The organism is Ruegeria sp. YTSC003 (assembly GCF_059609785.1).
Map to the genome: position 1 here is coordinate 53,226 of NZ_JBXWMK010000003.1, position 17,386 is coordinate 70,611.

The 17,386-nt window shown below is 57.5% G+C and carries 17 protein-coding genes and 1 pseudogene; 12 read left to right on the forward strand and 6 right to left on the reverse strand.

The genetic code is table 11. The annotated features are described in order from the left end of the window. Positions 1 to 33 precede the first annotated feature (33 nt). Complete coding sequence (locus tag AC2FFH_RS07240) at positions 34 to 354, reverse strand: DUF6280 family protein (RefSeq protein ID WP_008757056.1); 321 nt, start codon at positions 352 to 354, stop codon at positions 34 to 36. A gap of 218 nt (positions 355 to 572) precedes the next feature. On the opposite strand from AC2FFH_RS07240, the gene efp reads away from it, so the two are divergent. Beyond that, entirely contained in the window at positions 573 to 1,136 is a 564-nt protein-coding gene (gene efp, locus AC2FFH_RS07245; protein WP_496723679.1) for an elongation factor P, read from the forward strand. A gap of 60 nt (positions 1,137 to 1,196) precedes the next feature. Here the strand turns inward: efp and AC2FFH_RS07250 are convergent, their stop codons facing one another. Both AC2FFH_RS07250 and ygfZ read right to left on the reverse strand, forming a co-directional pair. Further along, positions 1,197 to 2,141: an ABC transporter transmembrane domain-containing protein gene (locus AC2FFH_RS07250; RefSeq protein ID WP_496844091.1), complete on the reverse strand. Its 945-nt coding sequence runs from the start codon at positions 2,139 to 2,141 to the stop codon at positions 1,197 to 1,199. Between the two features lie 106 nt (positions 2,142 to 2,247). Next, complete coding sequence (gene ygfZ, locus AC2FFH_RS07255; protein WP_496766868.1) at positions 2,248 to 2,985, reverse strand: CAF17-like 4Fe-4S cluster assembly/insertion protein YgfZ; 738 nt, start codon at positions 2,983 to 2,985, stop codon at positions 2,248 to 2,250. Positions 2,986 to 3,059: 74 nt separating this feature from the next. On the opposite strand from ygfZ, the gene AC2FFH_RS07260 reads away from it, so the two are divergent. Continuing rightward, on the forward strand, positions 3,060 to 3,734 hold the full coding sequence (locus tag AC2FFH_RS07260; RefSeq protein ID WP_496766869.1) for a TIGR04283 family arsenosugar biosynthesis glycosyltransferase: 675 nt from the start codon (positions 3,060 to 3,062) through the stop codon (positions 3,732 to 3,734). Positions 3,735 to 3,741: 7 nt separating this feature from the next. On the opposite strand, the pseudogene AC2FFH_RS07265 reads toward AC2FFH_RS07260, so the two are convergent. Together AC2FFH_RS07265 and AC2FFH_RS07270 are read right to left on the reverse strand one after the other, a co-directional pair. Further along, positions 3,742 to 4,497: pseudogene (locus AC2FFH_RS07265) on the reverse strand (hypothetical protein); the annotation flags it as partial. Between the two features lie 78 nt (positions 4,498 to 4,575). Continuing rightward, positions 4,576 to 5,463, reverse strand: coding sequence for a MurR/RpiR family transcriptional regulator (locus tag AC2FFH_RS07270; RefSeq protein ID WP_058274161.1), 888 nt, complete (start codon positions 5,461 to 5,463; stop codon positions 4,576 to 4,578). Positions 5,464 to 5,578: 115 nt separating this feature from the next. On the opposite strand from AC2FFH_RS07270, the gene AC2FFH_RS07275 reads away from it, so the two are divergent. From AC2FFH_RS07275 to AC2FFH_RS07320, 10 genes are all read left to right on the forward strand, one after another. Continuing rightward, positions 5,579 to 6,355, forward strand: a complete 777-nt coding sequence (locus AC2FFH_RS07275) for an N-formylglutamate amidohydrolase (RefSeq protein WP_496844092.1) — start codon at positions 5,579 to 5,581, stop codon at positions 6,353 to 6,355. Beyond that, positions 6,352 to 6,936 carry a TRAP transporter small permease subunit gene (locus tag AC2FFH_RS07280; RefSeq protein ID WP_496766871.1) on the forward strand — a complete coding sequence of 195 codons (585 nt, stop codon included), beginning with the start codon at positions 6,352 to 6,354 and terminating at the stop codon, positions 6,934 to 6,936. The genes AC2FFH_RS07275 and AC2FFH_RS07280 overlap by 4 nt, the downstream gene beginning before the upstream one ends. After that, on the forward strand, positions 6,933 to 8,252 hold the full coding sequence (locus AC2FFH_RS07285) for a TRAP transporter large permease (protein WP_113790362.1): 1,320 nt from the start codon (positions 6,933 to 6,935) through the stop codon (positions 8,250 to 8,252). Before AC2FFH_RS07280 ends, AC2FFH_RS07285 begins: the two co-directional genes overlap by 4 nt. Before the next feature lie 50 nt (positions 8,253 to 8,302). Next, positions 8,303 to 9,337: a TRAP transporter substrate-binding protein gene (locus AC2FFH_RS07290; RefSeq protein ID WP_058274157.1), complete on the forward strand. Its 1,035-nt coding sequence runs from the start codon at positions 8,303 to 8,305 to the stop codon at positions 9,335 to 9,337. Positions 9,338 to 9,485: 148 nt separating this feature from the next. After that, entirely contained in the window at positions 9,486 to 11,171 is a 1,686-nt protein-coding gene (locus tag AC2FFH_RS07295; RefSeq protein ID WP_496844093.1) for a Na/Pi cotransporter family protein, read from the forward strand. 50 nt (positions 11,172 to 11,221) lie between these two features. Further along, complete coding sequence (locus AC2FFH_RS07300; RefSeq protein WP_496766873.1) at positions 11,222 to 12,583, forward strand: glutamine synthetase family protein; 1,362 nt, start codon at positions 11,222 to 11,224, stop codon at positions 12,581 to 12,583. Positions 12,584 to 12,677: 94 nt separating this feature from the next. Further along, positions 12,678 to 14,060 (forward strand): aldehyde dehydrogenase family protein, encoded by a 1,383-nt coding sequence (locus tag AC2FFH_RS07305; protein ID WP_496766874.1) that lies wholly within the window; start codon positions 12,678 to 12,680, stop codon positions 14,058 to 14,060. A 67-nt stretch (positions 14,061 to 14,127) separates the two neighbouring features. After that, on the forward strand, positions 14,128 to 15,273 hold the full coding sequence (locus AC2FFH_RS07310; RefSeq protein WP_496766875.1) for an iron-containing alcohol dehydrogenase: 1,146 nt from the start codon (positions 14,128 to 14,130) through the stop codon (positions 15,271 to 15,273). 74 nt (positions 15,274 to 15,347) lie between these two features. Continuing rightward, positions 15,348 to 16,187: an EamA family transporter gene (locus tag AC2FFH_RS07315; RefSeq protein WP_496766876.1), complete on the forward strand. Its 840-nt coding sequence runs from the start codon at positions 15,348 to 15,350 to the stop codon at positions 16,185 to 16,187. Between the two features lie 68 nt (positions 16,188 to 16,255). Further along, positions 16,256 to 17,026, forward strand: a complete 771-nt coding sequence (locus AC2FFH_RS07320; RefSeq protein WP_496844094.1) for an alpha/beta hydrolase — start codon at positions 16,256 to 16,258, stop codon at positions 17,024 to 17,026. Positions 17,027 to 17,044: 18 nt separating this feature from the next. Here AC2FFH_RS07320 and AC2FFH_RS07325 read toward each other — a convergent pair whose 3' ends face one another. After that, positions 17,045 to 17,326 carry a hypothetical protein gene (locus tag AC2FFH_RS07325; protein ID WP_496774945.1) on the reverse strand — a complete coding sequence of 94 codons (282 nt, stop codon included), beginning with the start codon at positions 17,324 to 17,326 and terminating at the stop codon, positions 17,045 to 17,047. Positions 17,327 to 17,386: the final 60 nt, after the last annotated feature.

Consider the following 17,386-nt stretch of genomic DNA (forward strand, 5'->3'; position numbering starts at 1 on the left):
GAGCGCGCTTTTTCATGCGATAGTCGCCCTGGATCAGGCGGCTTCTGCTTGCTGGGCGGCGTTGCGGCGCTCGCTTTCTTCACGCGACAGTGCAACCGAAGTGCGCACACCGCGTCCAACGAACTCCATCAGTCCGCCAACAACGCGCTCATTCGGGTCGATGCCCGCGCACGACAGTACTTCGCGACCATCGCGAGAACGTGCCCAACGGGCGATTTGTTCCGGGCCATTGCCATACTTCTTGTCGTCGGCAATAGCGTCATCCAGCGCAGCCAGTACGACGGCCGCGAAAAGTTTGCGTGCACGATTGCCTTGCTCGTTGTTAAAGGCAGTGCCGTCAACGAAATCTCTCATCTCGTCTTCCTTGTTGTTCTTGCTCTTGCATTTTCGGCGTGACGGTTCTTATGACCGATTAAGTGCGATTCGGATACACTTAAAATGCATAGTTGCGTTGCGTCATTTGCATAGCTTGCTGCAAGTGCAGCACTAGGTCTCGTCATCTTGTCAGGTGTGTTCCCGCCAGATATAGGAGCGGGAACTGACGCATCAACCGTTTGTGAAGGATTTAAGTCATGCCCAAGATAAATGGGAACGAAATTCGCCCCGGAAATGTGCTTGAGCATAACGGCGGGCTGTGGGCCGCAGTCAAAGTTGACCACGTAAAGCCCGGTAAAGGCGGCGCTTTTGCGCAGGTCGAACTGCGCAATCTGCGCAATGGCTCGAAGTTGAACGAGCGGTTCCGCTCGGCGGACAAAGTGGAACGCGTGCGTCTTGAACAGAAAGATCAGCAGTTCCTGTACGAATCTGACGGCATGCTGGTCTTCATGGATTCCGAGACCTACGAGCAGATCGAACTGCCCGCGGAACTGCTGGGTGAACGCCGCCCGTTTCTGCAGGACGGCATGACAATTGTCGTCGAATTTTATGAAAGCGAGGCTCTGAACGCCACGGTGCCTCAGAAAGTGACCTGCAAGATCGTAGAGACCGAGCCTGTGGTCAAAGGTCAGACCGCCGCGAATTCGTTCAAGCCAGCCATTCTGGACAACGGTGTCAAAGTCATGGTGCCGCCATTTGTTGGTCAGGATGAGATGATCGTGGTGAACACCGAAACCATGGAATACTCCGAACGCGCGTAACCACGCGTTTACCAGAGTAAAGAAAAACCGCGTGGACTGGTGCCACGCGGTTTTTCTTTATCAACTGCCCCGTCTGATTTGGCGATACCGTTCGGGGTTGGGGCCAAACAGTTCAAGCATCAGTTCATACTTGATGCGATTGGCGCTGACCTGCCGGTAAAAGGCGATCAGGAATGCTGTGGGCCCCTGAATGCGGCTGAGGCCGCTTGTGGCGGCGACAACAGTGCCGACATCCGTTTTCCCGTTCAGAACCAAATAGCCACCCAGCATCAGCACGCCAACGGTTCCCGCTCCATTTATGACGCTCAGTAGAAACTTGGCAGAAAGCTTCCAGATGAACATCCTGCGCCGCGTTTCGTAGATATCGTCGAACTGCGCCTCAACCTCGCGCGCGACTTCGTTGATCCGCTCGACATTCAGCTTATCGTTGGCTCCGCGTAGTATCCGGACACGTTCGGCGACAAACACGTTCACCTTGCGTTGGGATACCAGCACGATGATGATCTGCGGCACGATCATCGAAAAGGCGATCATGCCCAGCCCCGGTTGCGTTGACGAGATATAGCCGATCACACTGATCAACGTGCCGATCTGAACGACCGGGTCCGAGAAAGCGCCGCCCGCGAATTTCCCCAGCTCTTCTGCCTCGGCTGAAATCGCCGTGGTCATCGTGCCCTTGCGCATCGTTTCGCCCGAGACATTGATATCTGAGGCGCGCAGTAGCAGCCTTTGGCGGATCATGCGGATCAGGTCTTCGCCCAACGTTCCTGCGCGATAGCTCAAAAGCCACTTTAGGGCGAGGCTGAGTAAGATGACCGACATCATTCCGGCACCCAGGTAGATCAGCTTGTCCGTAGTTACGTCGGCTGAGGTCAGGTGGTTGATGATGTCGCGCTGAAACTCCAGCGGAACTGCAGCCAGACCCGCGATCGCGATGGACAGAACGATGAGGATGATCTGCCGTCCGGCGCTGGCGCGCCAGATTGCCCTGTATAGCTGGAACATACGTGCATCCGGATTGCTGAATTCAAACCAGTGTGACAGCGCACTTGGCTATGTTCAAACCACGCCAATTCAGTCAGCTGGTCAGCCGTGCCGGTTCGGCAACACGTTAAGTGTCCAACTGTATGGTGGCGTCACCAGCCTGCATGTCGTCACCTACGCGGTCCAATCGCAAATAGGCGATCCCGCGGCCATTGGATTGGGTGAACAATGTACCGGCCGGTTTTCCGCCAGAAGTAATTGCAGTTCCAACTGGTGCTGAACCACTGACGCTGACGCCACGCAAGCCTTTGCGCAGCTCGGTCTTGTGTTTCATCCTCGCGGTGACTTCTTGCCCGACATAGCAGCCTTTCTTGAAGTCCACGCCGTTTAGCGTCTCGAACCCGGCCTCAAGGATATAGCTGTCGGGGGTCAGTTCGATGCCGGTTTCCGGAATGCAGTGTCGCACGCGAATTGCATCCCAATCTGTATCGTCGTCGTTTTCCGCACCCGCAGTATAGGCCCGCCACCCCATGTCTGGATGGCGCGGGTCGGGTAGGGCACCTTCGGGGGCAGGGCCAGTACCGCGCTGCAGGTTCAGGCCACTGTCTTCGATGCTGACATCTGCACGCAGTTTGTACATGCCCAACCGTTTGGCAAATCCATCGGCAAGGATTTCGGCAACATCCAGTAAAACCGCGTCGCCCTCGCGCTTCAGGAAGAAGTCCGCCAAGTATTTGCCTTGTGGGGTCAGCAGAGCGGCGTAGACCAGCCCATTGTCTAATCCTGCGATGTCGTTGGTGATCAACCCTTGAAGAAAGCTGTCGGTGTCCGAGCCGCTCAGGCGCAATATACGGCGGTTGGGCATCTGGGTTGTCCTCGTCTTTTCCTCGGACCTCGTGATATAGGGGTTTCCGCTGCCATGACCAGAGGGTTTCCGCCGTGCCTGCGCCGATTAGCATCGTTATCCCGACCCTGAATTCGGAAGGAACCCTTCCCGCGACCCTTGCGGCCTTGATGGAAGGCCTGCATGCGGGGCTGATCCGCGAATTGATCGTCTCGGACGGTGGGTCGACTGATCTGACTTTAAAGATTGCGGATGAGGCCGGTGCTGAGATCGTGACCGGGCCACCTTCGCGCGGGGGGCAATTGGCCAGAGGATGCGCAGCAACCAAAGGGGACTGGCTGCTTGTTTTGCATGCCGACACAGTTTTGCAAGCAGGGTGGGTTAAGGTTGTAGTCGACCATCTTTTCACCGGAACCCCGGCTGCTTTTCGCTTGGCGTTTCGGGCGTCAGGCTTTGCGCCGGCATGGGTGGCGGGTTGGGCCAATCTGCGCAGTCGCCTGTTTGGCCTGCCATATGGCGATCAGGGCCTGTTGGTCCCGAGTGAGATGTATCGAAAGGCGGGGGGCTTTCCCGATCAACCCTTGATGGAGGACGTCGCTTTGGTCCGCAGCTTGCGCGGCATCACCTTGCTGCCCAGCCGGGCAGTTACGAGCGCGGATCGCTATGAGCGTGCGGGCTGGTTGCGTCGGGGAGGGCGGAACCTGTGGACTCTGACGCGGTATTTTCTGGGGGCAGATCCTGCGAAGCTGGCGCAGGACTATCGGCGCTGAGCGACGCGCGCAGCTCGACCACGGACTTGCCCAGCCGGAACGGCGCTGCGAAACTGACCAGACATAACGCGATGATCTGCAGCACAAGTATGTGCGCATTGTCTTGCAGGTATTCCCATTCGTCCTTCAACTTGCCGACCTGTTCCACCAGATCATCATAGCTTTGCGCCAGGATCAGATAGTCACCGGCAATCGCGGGAACCTTGCGGCGCATGTTGTCGATCGCGGCCTGTGTTATGTCGTCCAGAGTGGTAAAGACTAGGAACTGATCGATGTTGAACGCATCAGCCTTGTCGGCCATTGCGCGCATTTCGTCCTGTTCGTCTTTTGCCTGACTGCCAAACAAAAAATGCAGCCCCTGCAGTGGCGCGACCTCATTTGTGACTGCGATGAACAATGGCAGGTCGGCATTGCTGGCGGTTGAGGCCGACAGGAATTCAACCTTTTCGCACAGAATAGCAGTATCCGGGTCAAAGGCCGGGTCGCAGAACCGCAGGCGGAACCGCGCGGCATCGCGGTCAAAGGCCAGCCCGGCGGCGTAAGCCACGTCTATCTGGCGGTCCAGTCGCGAGCTATCCGAAGTGTAAAGCCCGGCCAAAACCGCGACCAGCGCGCCAACGCCACCCAGTACAACCCAGACGAGGTCCGCGAGTTTCCAGGCGCGATGCCCGGCGGGTTTACGGAAAAGAAAGGCGGTGCCAATCAATCCAATCAGAAAGAACAGGATCAAAAGCGGTAGTTGGTTTTGGGTCACGAAACTCATGCCTTCAAAGTGACGGCCTGCTATGCGGCTGGCAACACTCCTCACGCTCAGTTGTTCCGTTTGGGTGGTAAAAAGCCGTTATGAGCCCGAGCTTTGGCCGAATTTCCGGAACAGTTTGGTGCGGTCAAAGGCCTGTTCCAGCTCATCTGTGCGCTCTTTAACCGAATCCCACAGCCTTTCCTGTACTTCGGCGATGACGCATTCCATCAAAACCAGAATGGCTGCCATTGAATCCCACGCCGACGGCACGGCAATACGCGCCGCAAAGGTGTGTTTGGCCAGCCGATGAATGGGTGAGCGCCACTGATCGGTGAACAGAACAATTTCAGCCTCGCGTTCATGGCACAGCTGGCCGATCAGTAGGGACGCGTTTTCATATCGGCGAACATCCAGTGCGACCAGCACATCGTCTTTGCGTACGTCCAGCAAATCGTGTGTCCACGATGCCGCAACGGGAAGCAGCCGCACGTCGGGGCGGATCATCTGCAGGTGCAGGTACAGGTATTGGGCCAACGTGCCGGTAATGCGTCCACCGGTGATAAAGATGCGCCGGTTGGGGTCACATAACAAGTTGCAGAAACTGTCGAATTCGTCTGGATCAACCTCATCAATCGTGCGTTTTTGATTGGCGAGTGTCTGTTGGGAATACCGGTTCAGGATATGCTCTTCAGGCAGATCGTTTTGCCACAAGTCACGTTTGGCGACCGGCCCCGAGATCATTTCTTTCACTTCGCCCCGCAGGGCGGCCTGAAACTGCGGGTAACCTTGAAACCCGGTCTTTTGCAGCATCCGCGCGACTGTCGTGGTGGACACCGAGGCCGCGCTGGCCAGTTCGGTGATGCTGCCGAGACCGGCCATAGGGTAGTCGTCCAGCAATACACTTACCAGTTGACGCTCGGATGGGGTCATCTTGTCTTTGTGGGCCAGCAGCCTGTCCGTCACCCGCACGCGGCGTTCCTCCTGCATCTTTTCGATCTTAGTGTGAATAATTTTTCAGCAATATCAAGAGTGGTGAAATTTATACAGGAAAAATATTGACAGGTTAAGGTCTCTTGTGGAAATTTTTCCACACGCATCTTAATTGGAATCGCAAGGCGGTATTTTGGACTTCGGAACAGTCGTTCACACGGACACAGTGGATGGTCCCCTTTCGGTAATGCTGGTCTGCGAACACGCGTCCAGCCGCATTCCCGCGTTTTTGGGGGATATGGGTTTGCCTGTGGGCGCGCTGCAAAGCCACATCGCGTGGGATCCCGGGGCATTGGCTGTGGCCAAGCTGATGGCGGCACGCCTGTCGGCACCTCTGGTGTATGGCGGGGTGTCCCGGCTGGTCTATGACTGCAATCGCCCGCCTGAAGCCGCAGGGGCCATGCCGGCGCGCAGCGAGGACTATCAAATCCCAGCGAATGTCGATCTGTCCGAGGAAGAGCGTGAAGGCAGGATTGAGAGCATCTACCAGCCCTTCAGCAAGGCACTGTCTGACCTGATCTCCCAAAATGGGGATACGCTTGAACTTATGGTGACGGTCCACAGCTTTACACCAGTCTACCATGGTCAGACGCGTGAGGTGGAACTGGGCATATTACACGGGGTGGATGACCGGTTCGCCCGGGCAATGATGACGACAGCACCCGCCGACCAAACCTATGAGACTCGCTTGAATGAGCCGTATTCGGCGGCGGACGGGGTTGCCCATACACTTGACGCGCAGGCGCTGCCGAACGGGCTATTGAACGTCATGATCGAGATCCGCAATGACCTGATACAAACGCCCGAGCAGCAGGAGGCTATGGCCGATTGCCTGGTTTCCTGGATCGCGCGGACCCTTGCAGATTTTCAGAAAGGGGGCGCGGCGTGATCAAAGCGATGGCGTCATATGTGCGGGTCGTCGATGCGGTGAATTACCGGATCGGGCGGGTCATGATGTGGGGCCTGTTTGTCATGATGGGCATCCTGCTGTGGTCCTCGATCTCAAAAACGTTTTTCGTGCCATCGCATTGGACGCTGGAAATGGCGCAGTTTGCGATGGTGACCTATTACATTATGGGCGGACCGTATTCGATCCAGCTGGGATCGAACGTCCGAATGGACCTGTTTTATCACAACTGGAGCCCGCACCGGAAAGCCTGGTTCGATGCCTTCACCGTTCTGCTGCTGATCTTCTACCTGGGGGTATTGTTTTATGGCGGGCTTGGGTCGACGGCCTACAGCCTTGGCTATTGGGGCGATGAACCGGTCTCCTACTTTTTTGGACTGTTGACAGGCAGTGAGGAAATTGGCCGGCTTGAACGCTCATCAACAGCGTGGCGGCCGTATATCTGGCCAGTAAAAACCATCATGGTGTTCGGCTTCTTCCTGATGCTGCTGCAGGCGATATCGGAATTCTTCAAAGACATAGCCCGGATCAACGGGCAGGAAATCGGGGTCGTGCGGGCATGAGCCAGGAATATATCGCCATCTTCATGTTCGCATTGATGATGCTGATGCTGTTCACAGGTCAGCGGGTCTTTGGCGCGATTGGCGCGGTGGCTACCATTGCCGCGCTGGCGCTTTGGGGCACAGGCGGGCAGGACATCACGTTCTCGGCCGCGATGAAGCTGATGAAATGGTATCCGCTGCTGACACTGCCGATGTTCATTTTCATGGGCTATGTGCTCAGCGAAAGCCGGCTGGCGGATGACCTGTACAAGATGTTCCACGTCTGGATGGGGCCCATCAATGGTGGTCTGGCCATCGGCACTATCGGGTTGATGGTGCTGGTCTCGGCCATGAACGGCCTCAGCGTTGCGGGTATGGCCATTGGTGCGACCATTGCGCTGCCGGAACTGCTTCGGCGCGGCTACGACAAGACGATGGTGACCGGGGTCATTCAGGCGGGTTCTAGTCTTGGTATTCTGGTTCCACCCTCGGTGGTTCTGGTCCTCTATGCGATGATCGCGCGGCAACCTGTCGGGCAACTGTGGCTGGCGGGGATTATCCCGGGTCTTCTGATGGCCGCGATGTTCATTCTGTACATCTGGATTCGCTGCCGCATTCAGCCCGAGCTGGGACCCGCAATGGAAGACGCGCATGAGGTGCCATGGGCCGAAAAAATCAGGCTGTTGGGAGCAGGGGCGCTGCCGCTGATAATCTTCGCGGCGATGATGGTACCGTTTGTGAATGGTTGGACCTCGCTGGTGGAAAGCTCGGCGATCGGAGCGCTGACCGCTCTGGCTGTGTCCGTCATCAAGCGCCGCATGACTTGGAAGATTTTCGAAGACTGCACCAAGCAGACGTTGGCCATTTCCTGCATGTTCATGTGGATTATTCTGGCCGCGCTGGGCTTTGGGGCCGTATTTGACGGTCTCGGCGCGGTGAAAGCCATCGACAACCTATTCACAGACCAGCTGGGCCTGTCACCCTGGATGATCCTGATCCTGATGCAGCTAAGCTTTATCGTCATGGGCACGTTCCTGGACGATACAGCAATGCTGGTCATCGTGGCACCGCTGTATGTCCCGCTGGTCGGCGAGTTGGGCTTTGATCTGATCTGGTACGGGGTGCTTTATACGATCACGACGCAGATCGCCTATATGACGCCGCCCTTTGGCTATAACCTGTTCCTGATGCGCGCGATGGCCCCGCCAGAGATCACCCTGCGGGACATCTATGGTTCGATCTTTCCTTTTGTCGCGGTGATGGTGCTGGCGCTGACAATCATCATGATTTTCCCGGAAATCGCTCTGTGGTTGCCCGGGTATGTCTATGGAAACTAATAAGAATGCTCGGTGAACGGGCACAGAAACTTTAACGGAGAGGAATTGACATGACGACAAGACGTAAGTTTCTGAAAACCGCTGGGGTTGGCGTTGCTGCCGCACCACTGGCGACGCCTGCCTTGGCGCAGAACACGATCACATGGCGGATGCAGACCTATGCAGGTCCTGCGCTGGCTGAGCATGTGATTGATCCTGCGATCAAGATGTTCAACCAGATCGCCGGTGACCGGATGCAGATCGAGCTGTTCTATGCTGATCAGCTGGTTCCCACGGGAGAGCTGTTCCGGGCGATGCAGAAAGGCACCATCGACGCGGTTCAGTCGGACGATGACTCGATGGCATCACCTACCGAAGTAACTGTGTTCGGTGGCTATTTCCCGTTCGCTTCGCGCTATTCTCTGGACGTGCCTGTGCTGTTCAACCAGTGGGGCCTGAACGAGATCTGGGACGAGGAATACTCCAAGGTCGGCGTCAAACACATCAGCGCTGGCGCATGGGACCCGTGCCACTTTGCGACCAAGGACCCGATCAACTCCCTGGCGGATATGAAGGGCAAACGCATCTTCACCTTCCCGACGGCGGGGCGCTTCCTGTCTCAGTTCGGCGTCGTGCCGGTAACCCTGCCGTGGGAAGACATCGAGGTTGCGGTTCAAACGGGCGAACTGGACGGTATCGCTTGGTCGGGCATCACCGAAGACTACACCGTCGGCTGGGCCGATGTGACCAACTATTTCCTGACCAACAACGTGTCGGGCGCATGGGCGGGTCACTTCTTTGCCAACATGGACCGCTGGAACGAACTACCCGAAGATCTGCAGACCCTGTTCAAGGTTTGCTGTGATCAGTCACATTACTACCGTCAGTGGTGGTATTGGGGTGGTGAGGCCAACCTGCGCGTCAACGGCACCAAGATGCAATTGACCTCTATCCCGGACGAAGAATGGGTAACCGTTGAGGAAGCCGCCGTGAAGTTCTGGGACGAAGTGGCAGCCGAGTCCGAGACCAAAGCGAAAGTTGTCGACATCTTCAAGCGTTACAACGCCGAGATGCTAAAGGCTGGTCGGCCCTATCGTTACACCTAAGAAACCCTTCTTCCCGACGCGTGGGGCACCCCGTGCGTCGGGATTGGACATCAATAAGCGACATCATTTATGCTCTCGTCTGTTCCAAGAATAGAAAAACAAAACCGGAAGCACATTTGTGCGCACCGGTCAGACGAGGTGTGAACATATGGCTATCGCGAGCTTTTTGATTGAGATTTTTGCCGCAACCATGTTGCTGCTATTCGCCGTACGCTTGGTTCGTACCGGTATCGAACGGCGCTTTGGTGCGCTGTTTCAGTCGATCCTGACACGCCACTCCAACAGCTTCGTTGCAGGGGGGGCTGGCATGGTTCTGGCCACGATCCTGCAAAGCTCGGCCGCCGTTACGGTTTTGCTGACCGGTTTCGCTGCGGCGGGGATGGTGACGTTTGGGATGGCGCTGGCGGGTGTTCTGGGCGCGGATTTGGGCGCCGCTTTAGTCATTCAGGTTCTGTCCTATGATCTGGGCTGGCTTCAACCCGCATTGTTGGCGTTGGGCGGTTGGCTGTACCTGAAATCCGAACGGTCGAATGTACGGCTTATGGGCCGGATCGTTCTGGGCGTCGCCTTTATCCTGATCTCGCTTCAATTCCTGCGCGAAGCAGTTGAGCCGATCCGCGAAAGCGCGTTTTTGCCCGCAATCGCAGGGTATCTTGAGACCGATTATTTCAGCGCCTTTATCGTTGGTGCGGTGCTGGCCTTTGTCATGCACAGCTCGGTCGCGACGATCCTGATGTGCGTGGCCTTGGTTCAGATCGGTGCAATTCCCTTTGCCGCCGGTTTGTCGCTGGTGCTGGGAGCAAATCTGGGTTCGGCCTTTATTCCAATGTGGCTGACGCGCGATATGACCGTCTCAGCCCGGCGTATCCCTCTGGCCAACCTCTTATTGCGGGGAAGCGCGGCGCTGGTAATGCTGATCGTCGTGAATGTTGGCGGTTTGCACGAGGCGCTATTGGTGACGAGCCCGGCGCAGTCTCTGATTTTTGCACATATCGGATTCAATTTGGCTGTATTCCTTCTGGCCACGGGTTTCGTGAACCAGTTGGAACAGCCGATGGCCGTTCTGATGGCGGAGCCCAAAGCCGAGGCCAATGCGCTGGATCAGTTTTCGGATGCGCTGACACCGCTGGGGGACCCCAGCGGCGAAAGGGCCAGCGTTGCGATGTCCTCGGTGCGTCACGAACTGTTGCAGATGATCACGCAGGTCGAGCGTATGTTCCGCCCCGTTTTGGATATCTACGAACAGGATGACAGCGACGCGATTTCCGCGCTTTGGCGGCAGGATGAGCGGGTCAATACGCAACTGACCGAGATCCGCCGTTTCGTTGCGCGCATGCCGCGGCAGAATATGAGCAAAGGGCAGATCAAAGCCGCACGAGGGTTGGTCGAATATGCCATCCGTCTTGAAGCTGCGGGCGATGTCGTCTCCAACCGGATGACCCGGACGGCGCAGATCAAGCATACTGAACGTTCGGAGTTCTCGGCGCAGGGCTGGAAAGAGCTGAAGGATTTGCACGCGGCCATTCTGGAAAGCTTCTCGCTGGCGCGTCACGTGCTGTTGGTGGACGACATGGATTGTGCCCGCCGGCTGGTGTTGGACAAGGCCGAGGTCAAGCGGATGTCCCGCAATAGCCGCAAGGCGCACCTGAAACGGTTGGAGCGCGGTCAGACCGAGAGTTTTCAGTCCAGCGACCTGCATTTGGAAACCCTGCGGTCCATGCGCGACTTGCACGGGCACATCGCCGCCGTCGCCTATCCGATCCTCTACAAAAGCGGTCAGGTTCTGGAAACGCGCCTGGTGATGGAAATGGAAAAAGAAGCCAACGATGACTGAAGGCAGGTAATCGAAACCGAGGTCTTTCTGAGTGACAAAGGAAACCAATGATGGGCAATGAAGCGATTTTGGCCGATCTGAAAGCCAAATTCGAAACGGGCGAGGTCGACACCGTACTGGTTTGCATGGTGGACATGCAGGGCCGGCTGATGGGCAAGCGGTTTCACGCAGGTCATTTCGTAGCAGGTGCGTGGGAAGAAACCCATTGTTGCAATTATCTGCTGGCCACGGATCTGGAGATGGGCACGCCGGACGGCTATGCCTCGACCAGTTGGGAGCGGGGTTATGGCGATTATGTCATGAAGCCGGACTTGAGCACGCTGCGCCCGGTGCCGTGGCTGGAAGGCACGGCGATGGTGATGTGCGATGTGCTGGATCACCACACGCATGAGGAAGTGCCGCATGCGCCGCGCTCGATCCTGAAGAAACAGGTCAATCGCCTCAAAGCCATGGGTTATGACGCGATGTGCGCCACCGAACTGGAGTTTTTCCTGTTCGAAAAAAGCTTTGACCAGATCCGCAAGGAAGGCTTCCGCGATCTGGAGCCGATCTCGGGCTATAACGAAGATTATCACATCCTGCAGACCACCAAGGAAGAGCATGTGATGCGCCCAATCCGCAACCATTTGTGGAACGCGGGGATACCGGTTGAGAACTCGAAGGGTGAGGCCGAGACCGGGCAGGAAGAGCTGAACATCAAATACGCCCCGGCGATGGACACGGCCGAATACCACTCGATCGCCAAGAACGCGGTGAAAGAGATCGCCTGGCAACACGGTCACGCGGCGACGTTCCTGCCGAAATGGCATCACGACAAAGTCGGCAGCTCGTCCCACGTGCATCAGTCGCTTTGGGCGGATGGCAAGCCAGCGTTTTATGATGCGGATGACGCGTTGGGTATGTCGGCGCTGATGAAAAGCTATATGGCGGGTCTGCTCAGATATGCCGCTGACTATACCTATTTCATGGCTCCCTACATCAACAGCTACAAGCGGTTCATGAAAGGCACCTTTGCGCCGACAAGGATTATCTGGTCGGTGGACAACCGAACGGCTGGCTTCCGTCTGTGCGGCGATGGGACTAAGGCCGTGCGGGTTGAGTGTCGTATTCCGGGCTCAGATATGAACCCGTATCTGGCGATGGCTGGCATGTTGGCCGCCGGGATTGCCGGTATCGAAGAAGGCCTGGAACTGCAATCGCCCACCACCGGTGATGTCTATCAGGGAGACACCGGTATGATCCCCGGCAATCTGCGTGCAGCACGCGATGCGTTGCACGGGTCATCGATGCTACGCGCGGCTATGGGTGATGATGTGGTCGAACACTATGCCCGTGCAGCGGAAGTCGAGATTGAGGAATTCGAGCGCGTCGTGACTGATTGGGAAGTTGCCCGCGGGTTTGAGCGGGCTTGAGATCGGGTCAGGCTGGGGGCGATGCCCCCACGCCCCCGGGATATTTTTAGCCAGATGAAGCAGGGATCCTGTTTCTTTCGGAAATGGAGTGGTTATGGGGCAGATGTTGAAATGTGTCTCGCCGATTGATGGATCGGTTTTTGCTGAACGTGAGGTGTTGTCACGGGATGCAGCGTTTGAAGCGGCAGCGCGATCGCGGGCGGCACAGGCAGAATGGGCAGCGCGGCCGTTGCAGGAACGTATCGATCTTGTCATGGCCGGTGTGGCTGCGGTTGGGGCGATGAACGATGAGATTGTGCCCGAGTTGGCGCATATGATGGGGCGTCCGGTACGTTATGGCGGTGAGTTCGGCGGCTTTAACGAACGTGCGAGCCATATGGCTCAGATTGCCGAGGCGTCTCTGGCTGATATCGCAGTGGGCGAGGACGAAGCCTTCAAACGCTATATCAAGCGCATTCCGCATGGCGTGGTCTTTGTGGTGGCGCCCTGGAACTATCCCTACATGACCGCAATCAACACCGTGGCCCCGGCCCTGATCGCGGGGAACACTGTGATCTTGAAACATGCCACGCAGACGCTGCTGGTGGGCGAGCGCATGGCGCAAGCGTTTCATTCCGCGGGTGTGCCCGAAGATGTATTTCAGAATGTCTTCCTGAGCCATGACGTGACCAATGACCTGATTGCAGGCAATGCGTTCGACTTTGTAAACTTCACCGGTTCAGTAGGTGGTGGCCAAGCGATGGAGCGCGCGGCTGCAGGGACATTCACCGGTGTTGGCACCGAGCTGGGTGGCAAAGATCCGGGCTATGTCATGGACGATGCCGATCTGGATGCTGCGGTGGATACGTTGATTGACGGCGCGATGTTCAACTCGGGCCAATGCTGCTGCGGGATCGAGCGGATTTACGTCCACGATAGCCTGTATGATGCCTTCGTCGCCAAGGCGGTTGAGGTTGTGAAAGGCTATAAGCTGGGCAATCCTCTGGACAGCGATACAACGATTGGTCCAATGGCCAATGTGCGCTTTGCCAAAGAGGTGCGCGCGCAGATCACCGAGGCTGTTGCGGCCGGGGCGGTGGCTCATATCGGCACGTTCCCCGAGGACGATGGTGGGGCCTATCTGACACCGCAGATCCTGACCAACGTCACCCATGACATGCGGGTGATGCAGGACGAGAGTTTCGGCCCCGTGGTCGGCATTATGAAAGTGTCCTCGGACGACGAAGCCATCGCCTTGATGAATGACAGTGAATTTGGTCTGACCGCCAGCCTGTGGACCCGCGATGTAGACCGGGCCGAACGCGTGGGCGATGCGATCGAAACCGGAACCGTGTTCATGAACCGCGCCGATTACCTGGATCCGGGCCTTTGTTGGACTGGTTGCAAGAATACCGGCCGCGGCGGCGGTTTGTCCGTCATTGGCTATCACAACCTGACACGTCCTAAATCCTACCACCTGAAAAAGGTCACGGGCTAAGGGCAACGGCCTGCCCGGTTCAGACCCCCTCGGCCGGGCAGGTCTCAAATCACAAAGGAAACCTGACATGTCACTTGTTGGAAACTGGTCCTATCCGACCGCTATCAAATTCGGCGCAGGCCGTATCAAGGAACTGCCCGAGGCATGTGCTGCCGCTGGTATGAAAAGGCCGTTGTTGGTCACCGACAAAGGGTTGGCCGATCTACCGATCACCGCGGCGACGCTGGATATCATGGAGGCCGCAGAGCTGGGGCGCGGGCTATTCAGCGACGTGGATCCTAACCCGAACGAAAAAAATCTTGAGGCAGGGGTCGCGGCCTACAATGCGGGCGGCCATGATGGTGTGATCGCTTTTGGCGGCGGTTCCGGGTTGGATCTGGGCAAGATGGTTGCCTTTATGGCAGGGCAGACGCGCCCGGTTTGGGATTTCGAGGATATCGGCGATTGGTGGACACGCGCGGATTCGGATGTCATTGCACCGATTATCGCTGTGCCGACCACAGCCGGGACCGGGTCCGAGGTCGGGCGCGCCAGTGTCATCACGAATTCCGAAACCCATGCGAAAAAGATCATATTCCATCCCAAGGTTCTGCCGACCGTGGTGATCTGCGACCCCGAGCTAACAGTTGGCATGCCCAAATTCATCACGGCGGGCACCGGTCTTGATGCATTTGCGCATTGTGTCGAGGCGTATTCCAGCCCGCATTATCATCCGATGAGCCACGGCATTGCGCTGGAAGGTATGCGGCTGGTCAAGGAGTACCTGCCACGCGCCTATGCAGATGGCACGGATATTGAGGCCCGCGCGCAGATGATGAGCGCGGCAGCGATGGGGGCGACCGCCTTCCAGAAAGGCCTAGGCGCGATCCACGCCATGAGCCACCCGATTGGCGCTGTTTTCAACACTCACCACGGCACCACCAACGCGGTTTGCATGCCCACAGTGCTGGAATTCAATGCCCCAGCTATCGCTGACCGGTTTCAGTCAGCGGCGGCCTATCTGGGAATTGATGGCGGCTTTGACGGCGTCCGCGGCTTTGTGCAGGAGTTCAACGACGCGCTGGGTATCCCAACCAGACTGTCCGAACTGGGTGTGACCGAAGCTGCAATCCCGAAACTGGTGCAAGGCGCGATCATCGATCCGTCTTGTGGTGGTAACCCAATCGAATTGACAGAGGACAATCTGACCGCTCTGTTTAAGGCTGCATTGTGATCGGTCTTGCTCTGTGCAAGTAACGAAACCGGCCCGTTTCTTGGGCCGGTTCTCTCTGCGCGAAAGGTTCGGACGTGACTCTGTTTGTCATCGCCATCATTTTGACGGCTGCGTTGCTGCATGCGGTGTGGAACGCCATCGTCAAAACAGCCGCCGACCGAACGACTACATTGGGCCTTGTCGCATTTGGGCATGTTATCCCTGCAACGGCCATGGTCCTGCTGCTGCCTCTGCCCAGCGCTGAGAGCTTTCCCTATATCCTGATCTCGACCGTCGTGCATTTTGGGTACTACTACATGCTCGGCAAAGCCTATCAGCATGGGGATCTGAGCGTCGTCTATCCGATCGCCCGCGGTATCGTGCCTGCGTTGGTCTCGCTCTGGGCGATGATCCTGGTGGGCGAGGTTCTTCCGCTGCAGGCATGGGGCGGGATTGCGCTGATCGCACTTGGTATTCAGCTCAGCAGTTGGAGTGCCTTGCGGTCCGGCGTCGGGCGCTGGGCGCTGTGGTTTGCACTGGGTACCGGGTTTTGCATCTCGATTTATTCGGTCGTGGACGGCATCGGCGTGCGGTTGTCGGGCAATACGCTTAGCTACTGGGCCTGGGGCGCGTTCCTGCACCTGTTCATTGCCGGGTTTGTTGGCATCAAAAAGCGGGATACGTTGGCACAGCTTCCGACCAAGGTCTGGATGATCGGAATCCTGGGCGGGCTGGTGTCGATGACGGCCTATGGTCTGGTGCTTTACGCCAAGAATTTCGCACCACTGGGTGCGGTTTCAGCACTGCGCGAGACTTCGGTGATCTTCGCTGCGTTGATCGGGTTTATCTTCCTGCATGAGGGCAACTGGATGCGTCGCCTTGGTGCGGCCTTACTGATGGCCGTTGGCGTAGCCCTGATCGGTATGTCGGTCTGATCCCGGCGGCCTTGCCGCGCGCGCCTGTCGTCTCGCATAGTGGGGGCAAGTGACGAGAGGGCGTTTTGATGACCAAAGAGATTGTTCTGATCCACGGGGCCTTTGCCGGACCTTGGTGCATGGCGGACTACGCGGGTTTCTTCCGCGCGCGCGGCTGGACGGTGCACACCCCTGCACTGCGCTTTCATGGCGGGGACCCCAAGGCCGAACCTGACCCCGGGCTTACGGATACCAGTGTCGCGGATTATACCAATGATATTGCCGAGTTCGTACAGGGCTTGGACAGCAAGCCGGTCATCCTCGGCCATGCCATCGCGGGCGTTGTGGCGCAGCAGGTGGCCGAGCGTGGGTTGGCCAGTGCCATTGTCCTGATCAACCCGAACGCGCCGTGGGGCACCTTGCCCGAAACCGACGATGAACGCGCCATCCCGCGCGCGCTGATGGAGGGCGGGGCGTTCTGGAAACAACCCATGCATGTCGAGTTCAACCTGATGGCCCCTTTTGCGCTGAACAAGATGCCCGAGGCGCAGCAGCGTGAAGTGTTCGACCAGCTGGGTGCAGAAAGCGGGCGGGTGATGTTCGAGATGTTCTTTTGGATGTTCGACGACCACCACGCAATGAAGGTCGATATCGACAAGGTCGATTGCCCGGTGCTGATCGTGTCGGGCACCGAGGATCGTGCCGTCAACCCCGATACCTGCCGTGCGCTGGCCAATCTGTACGGGGATCGCGCGACGTTTATGCCGGTGGAAAACCACGCGCATTTCCTGTTCATGGAGCCCGGCTGGGAACAACCCGCCGGCCAGATTGCAGACTGGCTGGAGGAGAAGGTGGGCTAGATGGCCCGACCATTTAATTCAGCGATTGACCTGAATACCGCTCTCTGGTTTCCACTTCATGGCACCGTCGCCGCCTTTGATACAACGCAGAAGGTGTTCTTCGCGCGCACTGGACGTTTCGGTCACGGTGTTGTTGCCAGAGATCACAACATAGGCGTCCACCGAATAAGCGAGGCCATTGTAATAGCAGAACCGTAACTCTGCCCCGACTGGAATAGGCGATGCGCCGATCAGCGACTGCTGCGCGCTTGCCTGACTGGCCAACAAGGCAAAGGCCAGCCCGAGGGTTAGTGCTTTCATGTCGTCCTCCCGTTCGAAATTTGTGTTCGTTCAAATTGGGTCTTGGACGCTCGGAACCTC